General features: G+C 36.0%; 14 protein-coding genes and 1 pseudogene. 10 read left to right on the forward strand and 5 right to left on the reverse strand.

Annotation, left to right across the window (positions count from 1 at the left end):
- Positions 1-83: 83 nt before the first annotated feature.
- Genes zwf through edd form a run of 3 tightly spaced genes read left to right on the forward strand, consistent with a single transcriptional unit; the run spans position 84 to position 4199 of the window.
- Positions 84-1556 carry a glucose-6-phosphate dehydrogenase gene (gene zwf, locus ACFIJK_RS00180; RefSeq protein WP_375625648.1) on the forward strand — a complete coding sequence of 491 codons (1473 nt, stop codon included), beginning with the start codon at positions 84-86 and terminating at the stop codon, positions 1554-1556.
- A gap of 10 nt (positions 1557-1566) precedes the next feature.
- Positions 1567-2319: a 6-phosphogluconolactonase gene (gene pgl, locus ACFIJK_RS00185; protein ID WP_375625650.1), complete on the forward strand. Its 753-nt coding sequence runs from the start codon at positions 1567-1569 to the stop codon at positions 2317-2319.
- 56 nt (positions 2320-2375) lie between these two features.
- Positions 2376-4199 carry a phosphogluconate dehydratase gene (edd, locus tag ACFIJK_RS00190; RefSeq protein ID WP_375625652.1) on the forward strand — a complete coding sequence of 608 codons (1824 nt, stop codon included), beginning with the start codon at positions 2376-2378 and terminating at the stop codon, positions 4197-4199.
- 66 nt (positions 4200-4265) lie between these two features.
- Here edd and folD read toward each other — a convergent pair whose 3' ends face one another.
- Positions 4266-5165: a bifunctional methylenetetrahydrofolate dehydrogenase/methenyltetrahydrofolate cyclohydrolase FolD gene (gene folD, locus ACFIJK_RS00195; RefSeq protein WP_375625161.1), complete on the reverse strand. Its 900-nt coding sequence runs from the start codon at positions 5163-5165 to the stop codon at positions 4266-4268.
- A gap of 314 nt (positions 5166-5479) precedes the next feature.
- On the opposite strand from folD, the gene ACFIJK_RS00200 reads away from it, so the two are divergent.
- Positions 5480-7360, forward strand: a complete 1881-nt coding sequence (locus tag ACFIJK_RS00200) for an AsmA family protein (RefSeq protein ID WP_375625160.1) — start codon at positions 5480-5482, stop codon at positions 7358-7360.
- A gap of 313 nt (positions 7361-7673) precedes the next feature.
- Here the strand turns inward: ACFIJK_RS00200 and ACFIJK_RS00205 are convergent, their stop codons facing one another.
- On the reverse strand, positions 7674-7817 hold the full coding sequence (locus ACFIJK_RS00205) for a hypothetical protein (protein ID WP_012754785.1): 144 nt from the start codon (positions 7815-7817) through the stop codon (positions 7674-7676).
- A gap of 235 nt (positions 7818-8052) precedes the next feature.
- Between ACFIJK_RS00205 and ACFIJK_RS00210 the strand changes: the two genes are divergently transcribed.
- Both ACFIJK_RS00210 and ACFIJK_RS00215 read left to right on the forward strand, forming a co-directional pair.
- A complete protein-coding gene (locus ACFIJK_RS00210; RefSeq protein WP_375625159.1) occupies positions 8053-8796 on the forward strand; it encodes a 16S rRNA (uracil(1498)-N(3))-methyltransferase in 744 nt (247 codons plus the stop codon).
- Between the two features lie 68 nt (positions 8797-8864).
- Complete coding sequence (locus ACFIJK_RS00215; RefSeq protein ID WP_273787880.1) at positions 8865-10238, forward strand: glutamate--cysteine ligase; 1374 nt, start codon at positions 8865-8867, stop codon at positions 10236-10238.
- Between the two features lie 2025 nt (positions 10239-12263).
- On the opposite strand, the pseudogene ACFIJK_RS00220 reads toward ACFIJK_RS00215, so the two are convergent.
- A pseudogene (locus ACFIJK_RS00220) lies at positions 12264-13347 on the reverse strand (type ISP restriction/modification enzyme); the annotation flags it as partial.
- 820 nt (positions 13348-14167) lie between these two features.
- Between ACFIJK_RS00220 and ACFIJK_RS00225 the strand changes: the two are divergent.
- Positions 14168-15523 (forward strand): L-cystine transporter, encoded by a 1356-nt coding sequence (locus ACFIJK_RS00225; protein WP_375625656.1) that lies wholly within the window; start codon positions 14168-14170, stop codon positions 15521-15523.
- A gap of 7 nt (positions 15524-15530) precedes the next feature.
- Here ACFIJK_RS00225 and ACFIJK_RS00230 read toward each other — a convergent pair whose 3' ends face one another.
- The gene (locus ACFIJK_RS00230) at positions 15531-16409 is read right to left on the reverse strand and encodes a methyltransferase (RefSeq protein WP_375625658.1); all 879 of its coding nucleotides are present in this window, start codon (positions 16407-16409) and stop codon (positions 15531-15533) included.
- Positions 16410-16606: 197 nt separating this feature from the next.
- On the opposite strand from ACFIJK_RS00230, the gene ACFIJK_RS00235 reads away from it, so the two are divergent.
- Positions 16607-17392 carry a ComF family protein gene (locus ACFIJK_RS00235; RefSeq protein ID WP_375625660.1) on the forward strand — a complete coding sequence of 262 codons (786 nt, stop codon included), beginning with the start codon at positions 16607-16609 and terminating at the stop codon, positions 17390-17392.
- A gap of 47 nt (positions 17393-17439) precedes the next feature.
- Entirely contained in the window at positions 17440-17694 is a 255-nt protein-coding gene (gene grxC, locus ACFIJK_RS00240) for a glutaredoxin 3 (RefSeq protein WP_375625662.1), read from the forward strand.
- Positions 17695-17714: 20 nt separating this feature from the next.
- Here grxC and ubiG read toward each other — a convergent pair whose 3' ends face one another.
- Positions 17715-18458 carry a bifunctional 2-polyprenyl-6-hydroxyphenol methylase/3-demethylubiquinol 3-O-methyltransferase UbiG gene (gene ubiG, locus ACFIJK_RS00245; protein WP_375625664.1) on the reverse strand — a complete coding sequence of 248 codons (744 nt, stop codon included), beginning with the start codon at positions 18456-18458 and terminating at the stop codon, positions 17715-17717.
- A 189-nt stretch (positions 18459-18647) separates the two neighbouring features.
- Between ubiG and ACFIJK_RS00250 the strand changes: the two genes are divergently transcribed.
- Positions 18648-19904 carry an aspartate kinase gene (locus ACFIJK_RS00250; RefSeq protein WP_375625153.1) on the forward strand — a complete coding sequence of 419 codons (1257 nt, stop codon included), beginning with the start codon at positions 18648-18650 and terminating at the stop codon, positions 19902-19904.
- Positions 19905-20836: the final 932 nt, after the last annotated feature.

Genomic DNA, 20836 nt, shown 5'->3' on the forward strand with positions numbered 1-20836 from the left:
ATTTAGTATCTGTCTGCTTTAATAATGGAAGCTTTTATAAGTGATATGGGATTTCATAATCGAATAGAAAAATAAACAAGTTCATGGTGCGTAAAATTATTCCAGTTTCTTCCTTTGATTGTATTGTTTTTGGTGGCAATGGTGATTTGGCGTCGCGCAAGCTTTTGCCGGCTTTGTATCATTGTCAGTGTGTTGGTCAATTCAGTGAGCCAACACGTATTATTGGGGCTTCCCGCACTTCCTTAAGTCATGAAGAATATCAAAATTTTGTCCGCACTTCTTTAGAAAAACATATCCATCCAAAAGATCTCAATTCAACAGAACTCAATCGTTTTCTTGCACGTTTAACTTACGTTTCTGTTGATGTTTCCTCAAATCGAGGGTGGGAGGATTTAGCTCTCCTTCTGTCACAAGATTCAGCGAATATTCGAGCTTTTTATTTGGCTGTTAGTTCGTCACTTTTTGCTGATATTGCGATGAAGTTGGGAAAAAATGATTTGGTGACACCACAAACACGGATTATCATTGAAAAACCAATTGGTTGCGATGTAAAAACAGCTGTTTCACTTAATGATGCATTTGCAAGCGCCTTTAATGAAGAGCAGATCTTTCGTATTGATCATTATCTTGGGAAGGAAACTGTTCAAAATTTAATGGCATTGCGGTTTGTTAATACACTTTATGAACCGCTATGGAACTCCAACTATATTGATCATGTTCAAATAACCGTTGCTGAATCTTTAGGGTTAGAGGGGCGTACAGAATATTATGAAAGCACTGGTGCTCTACGCGATATGGTGCAAAACCATATGCTACAATTACTTTGTTTAGTTGCTATGGAAATACCATTTACCAACAGTGCTAATGCTGTACGTGATGAAAAACTTAAAATTTTACATTCTTTAACACCGCTTGATGTACATAATGTAGGGCAGCATACTGTACGTGGGCAGTATCTTTCTGGTCTATCAAATGGTATATCTGTAGAGTCTTATTTTGATGATCTGGGAAGAGTGAGTAAGACTGAAACATTTGTAGCGCTTAAGGTTAAGATTGATAACTGGCGTTGGGCTAATACGCCTTTTTATTTACGAACAGGTAAGCGCATGTTCACGCGAATGTCTGAAGTTGTTGTGGTTTTTAAACCTATTCCTTATAATATTTTTAATGTGGATTTAGATGAAATTTTTTCTAATCGGCTTGTGATTCGTCTCCAACCTGATGAGGGTGTAAAACAATGGTTGATGATTAAGGATCCAAGTTACGGCGGTATGCGGTTTCGTCACATTCCATTAGATATGAGTTTTGCTTCCGCATTTTCTGAACGTAATCCTGATGCTTATGAACGTTTATTAATGGATGTTATTCGTGGAGATCAAACGCTGTTTATGCGCCGTGATGAAGTTGAGGCTGCTTGGCGTTGGATTGATCCAATCATTGAGGGGTGGGAAGAAATAAAACAGCCTTTTCACAGTTATAACGCTGGTTCGTGGGGGCCATCTGCTTCGGCGATTCTCATGGAACGTGATGGGCGTATATGGAACAATTTAGTTTAGAGCAATAAGTATGTATAGAATGAATATTGACCGTTTAGATTTTGAAACCCCTCAGACTTTAGCCTTGGCATTAGCAGATCGAGTAGCCGCAGAGCTTAGTGTATCTGTTCTTGAGCGTAAGAGAGCAGTTTTAGCGGTGTCTGGTGGTAAAACACCAGAATTGTTTTTTCATTATTTGTCAAAAGCGGATATTGATTGGAAAAATATCATTATTACTTTGGTCGATGAACGTTTCGTTCCTACACACGATGAACGTTCAAATGAGCATATGGTACGGTGTCATTTGTTACAAAATTTTGCCGAAAAAGCGCGTTTTGTAGGGCTTTATCATAAAGCGATTACTGCTGAACTTTCAGCTTTTTCAGCGGCGAGTCGTATTAATACTTTGCCTAAACCCTTTGATGTTGTTGTTTTAGGAATGGGGGGTGATGGACATACGGCTTCTTTTTTTCCTGATGCTGATCGTTTAAAGCAAGCGCTTGATCTGCGAACACAAGCACTTGTTTTGCCCCTTCATGCTAAGAGTGCTGTTGAGCCAAGACTCTCACTAACTTTGCCAGTTATTATGCAGTCTCGTTGTATTATTCTCCATATCGAAGGTTTTCAGAAACGCGATTGTTTTGAAAAAGCTTGTCAAGACGGGTCTGAAATAGAAATGCCTATTCGGGCAATTTTGCGTAATTCCCCTCATCTCGTTCAGGTTTATTGGTCGCCTGCAGAAAATGAAATAAGTGAATCAAAATATGCGACACAAGGTGAATAAAAACGTAATCTCTCTCAATGAATGAGGGGCAGCAACAATGAAAGGGGGAGAGAAATATGGCACTTTCCAAGACAATTGCCACAGTTACACGAAGGATTTATGAACGTTCTCGATCAACACGAGAAACTTACTTAGATCGTATTGCAAAAGCACAAGTTCATCGCCCCAAACGAAGTTTTTTAGGATGTGCCAATCAGGCGCATGGCTTTGCTGCTTGTGGTGCAATAGATAAAGAGCGTTTGAAGGGAAATATCGTTGGGAATATTGGCATTATCACGGCATATAACGATTTACTTTCAGCTCATCAACCTTTTGAAAAATTTCCTCACTTAATTAGAGAGTCGGCCCGTATGGTTGGTGGTGTTGCGCAGGTTGCAGGTGGTGTTCCCGCGATGTGCGATGGTGTTACGCAGGGAAATGCGGGGATGGAGCTTTCCCTTTTTTCGCGTGAAGTAATTGCAATGGCGACAGCTATAAGCTTATCACACGATGTCTTTGATGCAGCATTGTATCTTGGAGTATGTGATAAAATTGTACCAGGTTTATTGATTGGTGCACTAACATTTGGTCATTTACCAGGAATTTTTATACCAGCTGGTCCTATGACAAGTGGTCAAGGTAATGATGAAAAAGCGAAGATACGTCAACTTTACGCGGAAAATAAAATAGATCGCCAAACACTTCTAGCATCAGAAGCTCGTTCTTATCATGGACCAGGAACATGTACATTTTATGGAACCGCTAACTCTAATCAGGTGATACTGGAGATGATGGGGCTTCATATGCCGGGAGCTTCTTTTGTTAATGCGAATACACCGTTGCGTGATGCTTTAACAAAAGAAGCTACGAAACGTGTACTTGAAATGACAGATCTTGGTGATCATTATAGTCCACTTGGTATGATCATTGATGAGCGTTCTTTCGTGAATGCCATTGTAGGATTAAATGCAACAGGAGGTTCTACCAATCATACGATTCATTTGATTGCTATGGCTGCTGTTTGCGGTATTAAATTGACATGGCATGATATTGCAGAAATTTCTTGCCATGTGCCTCTTTTAGCGCGCATTTATCCTAATGGTTTAGCGGATATCAATCATTTTTATGCTGCTGGGGGGATGGGATTTATTATTCGCGAGCTTATCGATGCAGGTTTAGTACATGAAGATGTTTCAACGGTTTTTGGTAAAGATCTCAATGCTTATGCAATTGAAGCAAAGCTTTCTGCTGATGGTCATGTGGTGCGTGAAGCGGCTCTCAAGGAAAGTGGTGATCATAAGGTGTTAGCAGGGTGGAGAAAGCCATTTCAGCCTGACGGTGGTCTTCGTGTTTTATCGGGAGATTTGGGAACAGCTATTATAAAAGTTTCCTCTGTTAAACCAGAGTATTGGCAGATTAAAGCACCAGTCTTTGTTTTTAATGATCAAGAAGAACTACAAAAATCTTTTAAATCTGGAGTGTTGTATGATAAAGATTTTATCGCTGTCATTCGCTATCAAGGACCAAAAGCCAATGGTATGCCAGAGCTTCATAAATTAACGACCATTTTAGGCGTTTTACAAGATCGCGGTCAAAAGGTAGCATTGATAACCGATGGGCGTATGTCAGGGGCGTCAGGAAAAATTCCTGCTGCCATTCATGTGACACCGGAAGCAGTGGATAATGGTCCCATTGCACGTTTGCAAGATGGTGATATTGTTTTTCTTGATGCTCATGAGGGTAAATTAACTCTTTTGGAGGATTTAGCAAAATTTAACGTACGAAAAATCATACCTCCTGATCTTTCAAAAAACGAACACGGTTTTGGACGCGAACTTTTTCATGTTTTTCGTCAATCCGTTAATCGTGCAGATCAAGGAGCATCTGTTTTTATGACATGAAAAATGCAAAAATAAACAAGCTTAATCATGTACAATAAAACCATATACAAGGAATTGTTATAATTCTTAGAATTTTGGCATAGGCAGATTGTGTGATCGCGCGGCGGCTTTGAGTGTATTAACCATAAGCATGGCAATTGTCATTGGTCCAACGCCTCCTGGAACAGGGGTGATCGCGGCAGCTTTTTCTTTTACGTTTTCAAAATCGACATCACCAACAAGACGTGTTTTCCCTACACCTTTTTCTGGTGCAGCAACGCGGTTAATACCGACATCAATAACAATTGCACCATTTTTGATCCAGTCTTTTTTAATCATTTGTGGGCGGCCTACAGCTGCGACTAAAATATCAGCGCTTCGACAAACATCATCAAGGTCACGGGTACGACTATGGGCAATTGTCACAGTGGCATTGGCTGCTGTTAAAAGGGCAGCCATAGGTTTTCCAACAATATTAGAGCGTCCAACAACGACAGCATCAAGTCCAGATAAATCTTGCCCACAGTGTTGTTCGATCATCATCATGGCACCAGCTGGTGTGCAGGGAATAATCGCATCTTCAAGTGCATTTGCCGCGAGTTTTCCTACATTAATATAATGAAAACCATCAACATCTTTTTGGAAAGCAACGGCTTGTGTTATGCGATTTGTATTCATATGAGCAGGGAGAGGCAGCTGTACCAAAATACCATGAATTTTTGGATCAGAATTTAATGTTGCAATAAGTTGAAGGAGTTCTTGTTCTTGTGTTTCTTTGGAAATGACATGTTTGATTGAAAGAAACCCACATTCTTCGGCTTTTTTATTTTTTGAGGTGACATATACTTGACTTGCGGGATCATCTCCAACAATAATAACAGCGATACTAGGTTGTATATTATAGTGATGGCGGAGCTTTGTTGTTTCGGCCTTAACTTTCGCAATAATCTCTTCAGCAAGTTTTTTTCCATCGATAATATTATTCATTCAGAGATCCTTTCGGTAAGGCTGTTTGTTTTTTTGTAAAGCATTTTCTAATAATACGATAGAGTTTTATAGCAATATTCATATGAGAACAGTAAGAATGGTTTTATAATGTTGTGGATTTATAGTTTTGAAGATTTTTAAATAATTGCTTTATAAAGAAGCAGCAACATTGCTGTTTGAATAAATTTTGGATAAAGAACAAAAATAATTAAGATACAAAGTGGATATAGTGAATTATAGGGTTATAAAAACTTTTTTTGATCATTTAAGTTTGTTTTTAATCTGTTATAGGGGGATAAATATAGAGGGATATTGTGCGCATCAGAATAATAAAATTTTTGAGCGGAATTTTTATTACAATTATCTTTTTATTTGGAGTGGGGATTCTCGTTTTACCTTATCTTATCTCTACAGATGCGATTCGCATTCGTTTAGCGCAGGATTTGAGTGCATGGACCGGTTACAATGTGCAATTGCGTGATCCACCGCGGTTACATCTTTTTCCTTATCCTAAAGCATTTCTTTCTGGTGTTACTTTAACATCTAAAATGGATGATGTTGGGCCATTAATGGAAGCTGAATCAATAGAAGTTGATCTTTCTGTCGTCGATCTTCTTTGGGGACATGTTTCTTTTTCAGAGACGCGGATTATGCGTCCTCAATTTGTTATGGAAAAGCCTGTTAAAACAATAGCAGATTTTTTTGATCGGTTTTCTCGCTCACAAGGTGCATTAGGGTTGGCAATACGCAATACGCGTGAAATATTAAAACATAATCCTGAACATCCAGAAATAGAGCACCTTTTAAAACAACCTTTTGGGCGGATTGTCATTAAAAATGGTGTTCTTGTGTATCACGATAGTTTTTCAGGATTAGCAGAAAAAATAACAGGATTAAATGCGACTTTAGATTGGCCGGAATCGACTCGGGAAGTACGGTTACGTGCAGATGCGCGTTGGCGCGGAGAATTTACAAAGTTATCAATTGATGCTTCTCAAGCATTGCTGCTTCTTGCAGGAGGAAAAAGTCATATTAGGGCAAGTCTCAATTCTGTACGTGGGGGAATAACTTTTACAGGAAAGGCTCGGTTATCTGAATATTATATTTTTGACGGAAAAGTATCGATGCGTTCTCCGGGATGGAATCAGACATTGTCTTGGGTTGGTGGAAATCAGTTTTGGGGATATAAATTAAAAATACCCATTGTATGGGAATCTCATTTTTTAGCGCAGCCAATGCATATTCAAATGAACAATGTTACATTTACGATGGGGAAAGCCAATGCGCGAGGAGCTTTAAAATTCGATTTTCAAGATTATGTACCAAATGTTATGGGTTCGTTAGCCTTTGATAACCTAGATCTTAGCCTCTTGGGTTCAATGTTTTTTTCAGGTAAAAAGAAAAATTCCTTCTTTGATATGACAATTTTTCATCGTATTGGCGTGGATATACGACTTTCTGCGCCACAAGCTAAAATAGGAAATATTTCACTCACAAATTTAGCTGCTGCAATACAAATAAGAAATGGGCATGGTATTTTTGATCTTGGACATGCGAATATTTTTGGTGGATCCGTGCAAAGTAATATTGAAGTTACGCCAGCTGGACAGAAAGTGCGTATAGGAGGAAATATTTCAGGTGCTTCTATTGATATGCAGGAGACTTTAGAAACCTTGGGATTTATTCCATTTATACAAAGCAAAACGAATTTTACTGCAACGGTACGAACACTTGCTGATTCTTGGCGAGAAATTTTTACAAAAATGCAGGGTGAATTAACACTGAAGATGTCTTCTGGTCGGCTCTTAGGGTATGATTTGAACGAATTACAAACAAGACTTTTAAATAAACAACAATTTCTTTTAATGACTAATGATACTTTTTCAACAACATTTGATCACTGGGATATTCAGACAAGCTTTTCAGAAGGTATGATGAAGGTGACAGAGTCATTAATGCGTACAGCAGACTCGAGCTTATCCATTCAAGGAACCGTTGCAACTGCTATTACGCAAGGGAAGCAGAATGAATTGATATTACAGGCACAACTACGCAAAAATTATAGATCAGAAACTTTATGTAAAGATGTCCAATGTCTCGCTAATAGCCTTGCATGGCCTTTTACATTTTCTCTAAGCTCTAAAGGACAAAATCATGGTAACTTTTGGGTTACAAAAGACATTGACGCAGATTGAGAATTGTTTTTTATCTATATAACATTCTATCTTATAATGGTAATCCATCTTTTTGTAACTTAAAATTGTCTTTTAAATTTAAATCAGAGGTCTCACTATCGGAAGATTTTCTCATTTTAAATCCGTTCGTGATGAAGCAGTAAAAATCGTTCTCTCTGTCATAAGTGTGGTTGATACAGATAAATGATTAAAGAGAGAAATAAAAATCCTTCTTATGGAATCTTTCAAATACAAGAAATTCATAATATTGATGCAAGTTCTTAGAAAAGTTTCTAAAAAACATTAAATTTTTAAGAGGGATGTCGGCCAGTGCTTACTGAATCCCAGAAGAAATACCATAGCCATCTTTGGTAATTGTATGCTTCCCATCTGCTCCAACAGAACCAATTCCCACTGTAATCAAAATAAAGGCTAAGAGGGTTGTAATCGTAATAATTGTAGCTTTTTTAGCAGACATATTTTTCCTCCACGGATGCATCAATGACTGAATGCAAAGATGAATGGTGCATTATTTAAACTTTTATGAAAGTAGAATCACTTAAGGATCTATAAGTTCCTATTATTATCTCATAAAGCTAAAAAAACTCTATAATTCTTTAATATATTATAGTTCTATAGATATAATTTTTTCTTTTTGCTATATATTTTTCTTTATTTTCTCGATGACGATAGTGAGCATTGGCAAAATTTTTATGCGCATAAATTATAAACTTAAAAGATTATTTATACGACAGACATTGGCTCTGAATGAAGAAATAAAGATAGAGGGGGCACAAGCTTCTTATCTTGTGCATGTTTTGCGTATGAAAGAAGGAGCAGAAATTTTACTTTTTAATGGACAGGATGGTGAGTGGCTTGCTAAACTTATCATTGTTAAGAAAAAATTTGTTGTGGTTCAGCTTATCCATCAAGAAAGATTACAAACGACGCATTCCAGTCTTATCTATTGTTTTGCTCCACTCAAAAACGCGCGGTTGGATTATATGGTGCAGAAAGCTGTTGAAATGGGGGTATCGGTTTTGCAGCCTGTTATAACGCATCATACGCAGGTTACGCGTATCAATATGGCGCGTATGGAAGCCAATGTTATTGAAGCTTCTGAACAGTGTGGTATTTTATCTCTCCCTGAATGCGTATCTGCTCTATCATTAGCAGAACTTTTAGCACGATGGGATGAGACACAGCCTTTATTCTTTTGTGATGAAGAGCATAAATCGCATAATCCATTACCTTCTTTTAAAAAGCGTGACGTTACAACACCTGGTATTCTTATTGGACCGGAAGGTGGCTTTAGTGAAGAAGAGCGGAGCTTTTTAAAAAAACATCCTTTTGTGGTTCCAATATCATTAGGTCCGCGTATTTTACGCGCTGACACTGCCGCTGTTGCTGCTTTGGCTCTTCTTAATGCTACCGTGGGGGATTGGGCAATGGATTGAGAAATCTGTAAAATCATTCTAAACAATTCATTTAAGATGATGATACCAATGATAGGATACGATAAGTTATGGCGCTTGATATAACTGATGAAAGTGAAATTTATAACTTAGATTCCTTGGTTAGTTATTTCCAAGGGGGGTATAAAGCAGAAGATGATTGGCGTATTGGTACAGAACATGAAAAATTTCCGTTTTATAAAGATGGTTTTCACCCTGTTCCATATGAAGGAGAGAGGGGAATCCGAGCGCTTTTAGAGAGGATGCAAAGTGCCTTAGGATGGAAACCTATTTTAGATGATGAGAATATTATTGGGCTCGTAGGATCAGTTAATCAGGGAGCCATTTCTTTGGAACCTGGAGGACAATTTGAATTATCTGGTGCACCATTAAAATCAGTAGGCCATACATATCACGAGTTGATGGAGCATTTAACTCTTCTCAAAAAAATTGCAGAACCATTGGGTATAGGTTTTCTAGGTCTTGGAGCTAGTCCAAAGTGGACTTTAGCTGAAACGCCGCGAATGCCTAAATCACGTTACCAGATTATGACTGATTATATGCCTAAAGTGGGGCATAATGGTCTTAATATGATGTATCGCACATCAACAGTTCAGGTTAATCTTGATTTTTCATCTGAAAGTGATATGCGGCGAAAAATGCAAGTGTCCATGAAATTACAGTCCATTGCAACAGCATTATTTGCAAGTTCACCTTTTACAGAAGGACGCCCAAATGGCTTTTTGTCGTGGCGTTCTGAAATTTGGCGTAATACGGATAATCAGAGGACAGGCGTTCTTCCCTTTATATTTTCTGAGCGTTTTGGTTTTGCTGATTATGTTGAATGGGCTCTTGATGTTCCAATGTATTTTGTTGTGCGGGATGGTCGTTATTATGATTGTACACATATAACATTTCGTCAGTTTATGAATGGAGCATTAAAAGGACAAGTTGCAAATTCAATTCCAAACATGGGAGATTGGATTAATCACTTATCGACGTTATTTCCTGAAGTCCGCTTAAAAAGATTTTTAGAAATGAGAGGAGCTGATTGCGGTTCTTGGAAGCGCATTTGTGCGTTGTCGGCTTTTTGGGTCGGGCTTCTGTATGATAGGGAAGCACTTAATGAGGCAGAAGCTTTGACAAAAGATTGGTGTTTTGAAGAAGTTTTAGATGTGCGCCAACGCGTTCCTAAAGAAGGGTTAAGAACTCCTTTTCGTCAAACTATTCTTTTAGAGTTAGCACGACAAGCTCTTGCTATTGCCCGCAAAGGCTTAAAAAATCGCAAACAGTATGATACGAATGGTTTTGATGAAACAAATTTTCTTAATCCTTTAGAAGAGGTTGTTGCAATGGGACAAACAGATGCTGAAAAATTTTTGTCTCACTACTATTCTATTTGGAATGAATCTGTAGAACCTTTATTTTTAGAATGTGCCTATTAAATTTGAAGAAAAGAGGCTTCCTACTTTTTAAAAAATGCATATCACCGTGGTGGCTCATCCCACTTATGAATAGGTTTGAAAATAATATTTTTCACTTTTAAAAGGGATAAAAAAATATAATTTGCGTTTAAAGGAGGAAATATACCAAAAATCATTTTTAATGGATAATTTCTTGAAATTATGTTGCTAATATGAATGTTTCTTTATGTCTTATTATTCTCACTCCATGTATTTGATTATATTATAGCAATATGTGTTATTCTTTTGTTACAAGAGTAAAGTATGGAATAAAAATAAAAAATTTCGGTTTTTGTAGAGACGGGCAACAAAAACTTTTTTGTTAGTTAAACATATCTAGTGCACTTTTAAATTTTTCTTCTTCCATTTTTTAGTAGCCAGATCTCAAGGGGCTTTTATACCTTTTTGTACCATTATACGATATAGTTATACACTCATCATGAAGGCAATAGATGTATTTTAAAAACGGGTAGGAAAATTACAGGAGATCATTTTCTCTATACAGATAATTTATTCTTTTACTATTTCCTCTTTTTAGCGATATTCTGAATCTCTATAGTTGTTATTTGAGGTATGACTGATAAAGTTCGTTGTACGGATCGAGATCATTTACTTTGGTATATCCAAGTGATATTAATACAGCGAACAAAACGATCAATAGAGAAGATAAAACAATAAATGTTACGGTACGTTTCATGAGTGATTTAACTCCTTATCTTCGATAAATAGGTCGGTATTGAATACGGGGCTATTACGACGGTTGATATCATTTAATTTGGTTATATCAATGGTATATGTGATATTTTTGTTGGTATTGTGTTTCAAATTATATTGAATGATATGTAGATTACGAGTGGCGTTGCATTTCCCATAAAAGGGTATTGTATGGCATAGCTACATCCGACAAAGTACTCATATACTAACAAAAACATAAAAGACAGTCAGTATTTTAAAGGTATGGAAAATGCTTTTTCGTAACATATAAACTAATATATCTAGAATTTATGTAACACGATACGTATTTATTGTAAATAAATATTTTACAATTTTATATTTTTTAAATATATTATGTGTAAATATTGTTTATGTGCTTATTACTTGATTATTTTTTATTATGTATTTTAAAGATATATTGTGTAATTTATTAAACAATTGCGTTATTTATTATCTATAACATTAATAATATTTATAAACGCTCTCATCATGCGTATTTTTAGCTTTATAACGTATCAGTTTTTTACTAAATGATTTTAATGATTTTTGTAGATTTTGTTTATAAGGGGCTCTAATTTGAACAACTTTAATAGGCACCGCGTTCTTTATAACCAACGCGTTCATTTGCATTGTGATTATGAAAACCTGTTTTTTCACGCATGCTCTATAGCTATTATATTTTTTATAGTCGTGGCATCATTTTTCATTTTCATAATATAAATAATAAAGATGATAATGCGCTTTATTGCCTGTTATAAAGACATCTAAAGAGAGACTGATAATTATAGAGGTCAGAAAACTCCCTTTTAATAGACTTTTGTCATTTTTCTGTCAGTAAATTGAACCGACAAAATAGATCATTTTAGTGAGTGATTAAATATATCTTATGATAAGCATGTGATCCTTTAAAGCCATTTCAAAAGATAGGTTCTAGTCATAAAAAATGCTATTAAGACCATTATGGTTATTAGTTTTGAGGTTCTTGAAGATTTTGAGGATTTTAGACACCTTCAAAATCTATAAGTAAAATGAATACATATAGCTCTTTTTCAACAGAGCTTTTGAAAACAATAAAGCTATCATTTTAGATTATGATATAATCTTTTAAAAGCAATCCAAATAACAGTGTCTAAAAGTGCAAAGCCTTGTCTTTAGAATAACACATATAAACTATCCTTTTAAGATTGTAGGTAATAAACTTAATAAGATGGTTAAAGTTATAGACTGCCGTTTTAAAGCAATACACAAGAGATCTTTATGAGGTGTGTTAACCTCATAAGTCTATTCGGTTTCTCACACTTCTAATTTTGGTAGTTTTTTAACAATTTTCATTGTTTCTAAACTTATAGTATGATCCTTTGAAACAACTCTAATGGATAAGCAGGGTTACCAATGGTTCCAATAGCATAGCGATTGGCATCATTAACGATGCCACTCTTTTTATCTATCTTTACACATTGACGCTCCATAACCCATTCAAGAGTGGGGTTGCCATTAACGATATACTCATAAGCTTCAAGAGGGATGTTTTTCATGATGATATTGCTGTTGTAAATAACAGTAGATTTATCCTTTTTAAAGGTCACAAGATAAGGCTCCACACTTTCATAATTTATGTGCAAGTGATCAAACTCACACTCTGTTGTCCACAATATCCTGAAATCTTCAGCGCTTTTTACACAGGGGATACGAGGCAATTCTTTGCATAAATTATGAGCATAGCGAGTACGGTAATCTTTTGAATGCAATAATCCGTAAGCTTAATAGAATAGATCATCTTTAGTTATGGTCTCACTAGGATAAGCAGCTTAAAATGCGTTAATCCTTTATCAGTGATGGCATCACGCCTCTGTAAACCAGATGTTTTTCTTTCCTTTATTGAATTTGTAAACAAATGGGATTGTTTCTCATCATGATCAGTTATAGAAGATTCAACATTTTTATAAAAATACTGTGGAAAGCATTGGCCTGTATCTATTGCATCTAGATTAGGTAAATTCTTAGCTATCAACACAGAAAAACAGCTTCGTGCTCCTATGCTTGTAATTTCTATGACTCTATTTTCTACTGCTTGCCCCATAGGGAATACATGTGGTATCTGATCAACTCCGTCATTTAAGATACGATTATAATAAAGTCATAGTCGTGTAAAAGGACGATACGAACTTTGCGTGAGACATATCTCTTCAAATTCAAAAACCCTTCCTCTGATTAGTTCTTGCTTAACATTATAACTACAACTTATCTTTTTTACATCTAAAGTGATAAAATTATCTACGGTACGTGCACGTGTTGTTCGATCAGCATATAGATAGGTATCATTAAAACATTTTACTGCACTATTATAAAAAGCCATCATATTATTTATATTTTCTGCCCAAGCTCCGCCCTCCAATGTTGTGATAGCTCTTGAATTAAGACGTTTCATAAGAAGTATTTCTACTCCTTTCTTATACATTTTTTATTTACACGCCAGCCCTGCTTGTGACGTGCAAGCAAGTGATTTTGATTGATTCAAGATAAACAGGTTTGAAATAAGAGAATCTTACGTTATTCGGGACTCTCATTTAATATGCAAAACAGTAAATTATTTTTATAAATCAATATTTTGTCATTCAATAGGTATTGTGGCGTTCAAAGTCTTTTTTATGACTATAAAAAGAATTTCGAAAAATAAAAAAGCTTTCATTGAGAGCAAAGAAAGAATGTATGAAAGGTCTTTTCAATAAAATAATTATATTTGAAATGCTGGTCAAAGCTGTTGAGAGTACAGTCCATAAAATTAGCAAAAGTAGCTTGTTGGTGTATTTTCTAGAAAAGTCATGAATGTTCGATTGTTAATTCATCCTTTCTTGGAAAGCTCGCTTCAGTTCAAATAGAAAAAGAGAGAGGTAAGGATATTGATAGGATAAGATATGCTGGAATTATTCAGTATTAAGACGCAATGAATGTTGTTTATATTTCTCTTTTTTAACTATTTTATGAGAGCGTAAATTTAAAGAATAGGAAAATAATTTTATTTATTTTATTTAAACAGTTATTAGTAGATAAAAAGTTCTCTTTTAATCGATAAATTAAAAAAATAATGATTTTGTAAAATCCTGGTAAGCTTTATGTTAATTTTAAATATCATGCATTGATTTTGAATTATGCAGATTATTGACGTCAATCATAACAATAGTAAGTGAGCATAGACAATGACATTTAATTTTTTCGTCAATTTATTTCTATTTGTTATTTTTTTATTGTTGGTTTCTCAAAGTAAGAGAATGCAATGGAGTCTTTCACTACGTGTTATGCTAGGGCTTATCCTTGGCTTGATTTTTGGAAGTGTTTTGCAGTTTGTTTATGGAGAGGGTGAAAGCACTTTATTGAAATCCGTTGAATGGTTTAACATTGTTGGTGAGGGCTATATCTTATTGTTGCAAATGATTGTTATGCCACTGGTTTTTATCTCTATTGTTTCAGCAGTTGCTCATTTACATTCTGTTTATGCTGTTGGAAAGATGAGTATAATAACAATTTCAATATTGCTTTTTACAACGGCTCTTTCAGCATTGGTTGGTGTGCTTGTGGTTAATTTTTTTGGATTAACAACTGATGGTTTGGTGCATGAAGGGCAAAATGTTTCTGCTCTTCTTGAAGGTCATATTTCTAAACTTGGAGATATGAATATACCAAAGATGATTTTGTCTATGATTCCTAAAAATCCATTTGCTGAGTTGAGTGGAGCCAAACGTACGTCAATTATCAGTGTTGTTATTTTTGCGTCATTTTTAGGTGCAGCGGTTCTTCTTTTAAAGAAAGATGAGCCAGAAAAAGGAGAAAAAGCGCTTTTATTTATTCAAGTGGGACAAGCTTGGATTATGCGGTTAGTCCGTATTGTGATTGCTTTGACGCCTTATGGTATTTTTGCACTTATGACGAAAGTAGGAGGAACATCGCGTATTGCAGATATTTTAAATTTACTGGTTTTTATCATTGCATCTTATGTCGGTATTATTTTAATTTTTGGAATTCATGGTGTATTGCTTGGTATTTCTGGGGTTAATCCCTTTCGTTTTTTCAAAAAGGTTTTACCGGTTTTAACATTTGCTTTTAGCAGTCGTTCAAGTGCTGCAAGTATTCCTTTAAATATTGAAGCGCAAACACAGTGGATAGGTGTACCACAACCCATTGCGAGTTTTGCAGCTTCTTTTGGGGCAACAATTGGACAAAATGGTTGTGCTGGTCTTTATCCAGCGATGCTTGCGACCATGATTGCACCGTCTATGGGTATTAATCCTCTTGATCCTACTTGGATTGCTACGCTTATTGGGGTCGTGACGTTGAGTTCTATTGGTGTTGCTGGTGTGGGGGGAGGCGCTATTTTCGCTGCATTGATTGTGTTACCAATTATGGGGCTTCCTGTTACTTTGGTTGCTGTACTTATCTCTATCGAACCGCTAATTGATATGGGACGTACTGCTCTAAACGTGAGCGATTCAATGATAGCTGGAACGGTTACCAGTCAAATATTACGGACAACAGATAAAAGTATTTTTAAAAAATAATTTTAGATTATATTTTTTTGGGCTGTAAAACATCTGTAAGAGATATTTGCGCTGAACCAGGTTGTAGGGGTTTTTGTTGATGGGGATGAGGAGCCCAACCAGAGAGCCAGATGAAAGAAAAATGTGCACGAATACGTCCATCAGGATCACTAAATCGTTGTGCATAGATTTCAGCTGCGCGGAGAAAAAAACGTTTAGATACAGGGCGTCGTGAACGATTGATGAGTGCATTTTGCATTCCCATAGCTTTAAGATCGTGCATAAGGTCAAACATTGTATTATAACGTATTGTGATATCTTCAACGTCTGCTACAGGCAGAGCAAAGCCCACACGCTGTAAAAGAGCGCCTGCATCACGAATGTCGGCAAAAGGATAGATTCTAGGGCTTGCTCCACCATAAATTTCACTTTCAGCTTGCAGCAGGCTTTCCCGCAATTCTCTTAATGTACCAGCTCCTGCCATAACAGCAAGAAATAAGCCATCTGGTTTAAGGGTATTTTTTATCTGGCTTAGAACACCAGGGGTATCATTGGTCAATTGTAATGAAAGAAGTGAAATAATAAGGTCACAGTAACTTTGAGGTAAATCAAGAAATTCTCGATGACGTAAATGAAATTTTTTATCATGGCTTTGGTAAAGCGTATCGGTCTCAATACGTTCTATAGAACAAACTTTTCCAGATTTCATTAAAGCTTGCGCAGCAAGGTCTGTATGGCTGTGTAAATCGAGAGCTAATGTAAAGAGGCGATCAACAGTGCTAAGACGTTTATAGAGATCTTCTGCCATGTGAGAGAGTAAAAAGTCGTATCCTTTTTTTGCTTTTTGAAAGGCACGTTTTCGGAATTGTTCAATGCGGTTATGATCAAAAATTAAAGGATGCGACATATTGTGGAACACTTTCGATCTATGGAAGAATATATTTTGAAAAGGTTCATTATTTGTGCAAGCTCTGTCAAGTTTATAATATAAAAGAAAAATAAATTTATAGAAGGTAAGAGTTTTTAAAGGAATTAAAATTATAAATTGAGGAAATACAAAGGAACTTTTGTTCTGAGGGAAACTTGTAAAAGCCTAAATTTATAATGTTGTATTTTCGAGAAGCGGCGTTAAGTAGTGGGGATATACTAAGTAAGTTCATTGAACGCTTGAAAACTGTGCTTTATCCACCAATTTGTCCTGGATGTAAGCAAAATGTTTCTACCTATGGTACGATTTGCTCCGAATGTTGGAAAGACCTTCAATTTATCACAAAACCTTATTGTCCTGTTATGGGGACTCCTTTTGTTTGTGATATGGGGGATGGTTTTCTTAGTGGTGAAGCACTTCGTAATTCCCCTCCTTTTTCACGTGTTCGCTCAGCTATTGTTCATAAAGGGCTTGCACGAACTTTAGTAACGCGCTTAAAATATGGTGATCATATAGAATTGGCATCATTTATGGCCAATTGGATGATGTTTTCTGGACGCGAGCTTATTGATGATTGTGATGTTATTATTCCCATTCCATTGCATTTTCGTCGTTTTTGGGAGAGGCGTTATAATCAATCTGCTGAGCTTGCACGTTATATTGCAGCATCACAAAAAAAGCTTTTAAAACCAAGTTGGCTTGTTCGTTGTCGGCATACCCGTCCGCAGGTTAGTCTTTCTTCAAGAGAAAGAAAACTTAACGTAAAAAATGCTTTTAAGGTTTCGCATAAGGTTAAAAAATATCTCAAAGGATGTTCTGTTTTGCTGATTGATGATGTATTTACAACGGGTGCAACAGTTACAGCAGCAGCTGCTGCATTAAAATATGCAGGTGCACGACAGGTTGATGTGCTAACATTTTCGCGTGTTCTCAAAGAAGATTCTATTTTTCCCTCCTCGTAAGAGGGCTTTAAAGTGAATATTATTTAAAAATATTGGAGGATAATACTATGAAAGAGATAATAATTTATACACGCCCTAACTGTCCTTATTGCACAAAAGCACGTGATTTGCTTGATAAAAAAGGCGTAAAGTATACAGATATTGATGCTTCCACATCCCTTCGCCAAGAAATGGTACAGCGTGCAAATGGACGTAATACATTTCCACAAATTTTTATAGGTGATTATCACGTTGGCGGTTGTGATGATCTTTATGCTTTAGAGGCTGAGGGAAAGCTCAATTCTTTATTACAAGGCGTATAATATTTGTAAATTACATATCCTTAAGACCGTTTTGCGAGAAGGAGATAGTTAACGCTCATGTCTTTTGAGCGATTCCAGCTGTCATTTAATGGGTTATAAGTAATACCTATCTCATCAATGACAGTCAGAGCGTTTTTTGATAAGAAATTTTTAAGTTCTAGAGGTTTTAGGAATTTTTTATAATCATGTGTTCCTTTAGGAAGCCAACGTAGAATATATTCAGCACCTACAATAGCAAGCCCCCATGATTTCCACGTGCGGTTGAGTGTTGAGACAAACATTAACCCTTGTGGTTTCAACATTTTTGCTGTAGCTGCTATGAAGAGATTAACATCAGCGACATGTTCAACAACTTCCATATTAAGGATAATATCAAACTTTTCTCCTTCATTGGCAAGTACTTCTGCTGTCGTCGTGCGGTAGTCAATGGAAAGGTCATTTTGAGCTGCATGGGTTTTTGCGACTTCAATATTTGTTTGTGCAGCATCAACGCCTACGACCATAGCGCCAAGACGTGCCATTGGTTCAGATAACAAGCCTCCTCCACAGCCAATATCAAGAATTTTCAAATTGTCAAAGGGCGTAAGCGAAAAAGGGTCGCGATTAAACTCTAAACAGATTTTTTCTCTGATGTAAGCAAGGCGTGTTGGGTTAAATTGGTGAAGAGGTCGAAATTTTCCTTGTGGATTCCACCATTCTGTAGCAATACGTGAAAAATGATCAATTTCACTTTGATCAATAGTTGTTTGTGTTTCATCTATCATGTTGCCTGCCTTTTATTTTTAATGATCAAGTCCAGTAGATTTTATACAAAGTCAAGAGAAATTAATATAATCATAATGAAACTTGCACAAATGATAGATATTCGCTATGTCGAGAAAATGGTTAGTTGATACAGCATCTAATTCTCATTACCGTTTGAGATAAGAGATGTAAAGGTAAGAGTGTTATTAATGGCGCGCATTGTCATGAAATTCGGTGGAACATCTGTAGCAAATATTGAATGTATTCATAATGTTGCACGGCATGTCAAAAGAGAGATTGATGCAGGCAATGAGGTTGCAGTTGTCGTATCTGCGATGGCTGGTAAAACCAATGAGCTTGTTCAGTGGACGTGTGATGCTTCCTCCAAGCATAGAGATGCTCGTGAATATGATGTTGTGGTTGCTTCTGGTGAACAGGTTACTTCAGGTTTGTTGGCTTTGACACTTCAAGAAATGGGTGTGAATGCACGTTCATGGCTTGGTTGGCAAATTCCCATTCATACAGACAATGCGCATGGACGTGCACGTATTACTGATATTGATGGATCTTTTTTAATCGAGTGTTTTCAGGAAGGTCAGGTTGCTGTTATTGCTGGTTTTCAAGGGTTAGCTCCAGATAACCGGATTTCTACCTTAGGGCGTGGGGGATCAGATACAAGTGCTGTTGCTATAGCCGCGGCTGTACAAGCTGATCGCTGTGATATTTATACGGATGTAGATGGTGTTTATACAACGGATCCACGTATAGAACCGAAAGCGCGTCGTTTACCGAAAGTAGCTTTTGAAGAAATGCTGGAAATGGCTTCTCTTGGTGCAAAGGTTTTACAGGTTCGTTCTGTTGAATTGGCAATGGTTCATAAGGTTCGTACCTTTGTGCGTTCAAGTTTTGAGGATCCTGATGCGTTAGGCATGGAGGATCCAAAGAGTTCTTCTGGAACACTTATTTGCGATGAGGATGAAATCGTGGAACAACAAAATGTTACTGGTATTGCTTTTGCTAAGGATGAAGCGCAAATTTCCCTTCGTCGGCTTGCCGATCGTCCAGGGATTTCGGCAGCAATTTTTGGTCCCTTGGCTGAAGAGCGCATTAATGTTGATATGATTGTGCAAAATATTTCTGAAGATGGCTCAAAAACGGATATGACTTTTACTGTACCATCATCAGATGTAGAAAAAGCTGTTGCACTTCTTGAGAAGAATCGCAAAGAAATTGGATTTGATGTTCTCCAATTTGAAAGTGATCTTGCCAAGGTATCTGTGATTGGTATTGGAATGCGTAGCCATGCAGGTGTTGCCGCTACAGCATTTAAGGCTTTGGCTGAAAAGGGTATTAACATTCAAGCAATTACGACCTCAGAAATTAAAATTTCTATTTTGATTGATAGTGCTTACACTGAACTTGCGGTTAGAACATTACATGCTGTTTATGCACTTGATAAGGGATAAGCATTTTTTAGTTTCAATAACATAAAGCTTTAATATATATTAATAATTTTTGTTAAGGATAATTTATATTTTTAACTTAAATAGAATATTTAATACAGCAAAACTCTCTTATTTTAAACTTGTTCATGATGAATTTAAAAATGGTTGCTTATACATTACAAGAGAAAGATGTTTGGATAAAACTGTTTAAGAATGGATATAAAATATGCCGTTTATAAACGTTTTAGAGCCTATAGATAGGGATGGAGAAGTCTTTACAATAAGCTTTAATAGAAGAAGGAATAATGCACTGCGTTTATTCAAAGGATGCATGTTGCATGAGGGACAGCCTCGTGAATACAGATTTAATGTTATAAATCTTAGAGAAATTTGAGCTTATTGGATTAGTGACGGCATTACTAAAAATAGAATTGAAGATGTATTTTCTAGAGATATTTAGCTTGTCTCAAATGGTTGTTTATGGCTTTATATATATCTTGTAAATTTAATTTTTTCTGTATTATGAGGCAATAAAAAATATATCTCTATAGACAATATTTATGTTGCGCTATAAGTTATAAAATTACTATATCTTATGCGTTTGTGGCTTATAGAGCTCTTCAGAAGCACTTTTCATAAAATCATGTAACGATAGATCAAAATTAAATGATAATGTTATAGCGTGTTGCTTTCATTACTTAAATTTTTTCTTATGTCTATTTGTCTTTTTTTGAATTATGATTAAGATTTTTAGAGTTTTCGATACCTCCGTATATTCTTTAGGTTAACTTTCTTCTCTTAACTACTCTATTACAAGTATTTTCTTTGTCATACTGCCAATTACGCATGAAATACATTCTTTCATTTATGCCGTATATCGTGCTAGTTTCTTATCATGTTTACATATTTTTCCCACAATTTGTTTTTATTCAGTATATGAATGCGAAACGTAT

This window comes from Bartonella sp. PS17NMGDW (assembly GCF_042193555.1).
GTDB classification, from domain to species: Bacteria; Pseudomonadota; Alphaproteobacteria; order Rhizobiales; family Rhizobiaceae; genus Bartonella; species Bartonella grahamii.

Excerpts from the sequence above, each read along its gene's own strand:
- grxC (WP_375625662.1), top strand. The coding sequence starts at position 17,440 with ATGAAAGAGATAATAATTTATACACGCCCTAACTGTCCTTATTGCACA.
- ACFIJK_RS00210 (WP_375625159.1), top strand. The coding sequence starts at position 8,053 with ATGCGCATAAATTATAAACTTAAAAGATTATTTATACGACAGACATTG.
- ACFIJK_RS00225 (WP_375625656.1), top strand. The coding sequence starts at position 14,168 with ATGACATTTAATTTTTTCGTCAATTTATTTCTATTTGTTATTTTTTTA.
- folD (WP_375625161.1), bottom strand. The coding sequence starts at position 5,165 with ATGAATAATATTATCGATGGAAAAAAACTTGCTGAAGAGATTATTGCG.
- edd (WP_375625652.1), top strand. The coding sequence starts at position 2,376 with ATGGCACTTTCCAAGACAATTGCCACAGTTACACGAAGGATTTATGAA.
- ACFIJK_RS00215 (WP_273787880.1), top strand. The coding sequence starts at position 8,865 with ATGGCGCTTGATATAACTGATGAAAGTGAAATTTATAACTTAGATTCC.
- ACFIJK_RS00230 (WP_375625658.1), bottom strand. The coding sequence starts at position 16,409 with ATGTCGCATCCTTTAATTTTTGATCATAACCGCATTGAACAATTCCGA.
- ACFIJK_RS00250 (WP_375625153.1), top strand. The coding sequence starts at position 18,648 with ATGGCGCGCATTGTCATGAAATTCGGTGGAACATCTGTAGCAAATATT.
- ubiG (WP_375625664.1), bottom strand. The coding sequence starts at position 18,458 with ATGATAGATGAAACACAAACAACTATTGATCAAAGTGAAATTGATCAT.
- zwf (WP_375625648.1), top strand. The coding sequence starts at position 84 with ATGGTGCGTAAAATTATTCCAGTTTCTTCCTTTGATTGTATTGTTTTT.
- ACFIJK_RS00205 (WP_012754785.1), bottom strand. The coding sequence starts at position 7,817 with ATGTCTGCTAAAAAAGCTACAATTATTACGATTACAACCCTCTTAGCC.
- ACFIJK_RS00235 (WP_375625660.1), top strand. The coding sequence starts at position 16,607 with ATGTTGTATTTTCGAGAAGCGGCGTTAAGTAGTGGGGATATACTAAGT.
- pgl (WP_375625650.1), top strand. The coding sequence starts at position 1,567 with ATGTATAGAATGAATATTGACCGTTTAGATTTTGAAACCCCTCAGACT.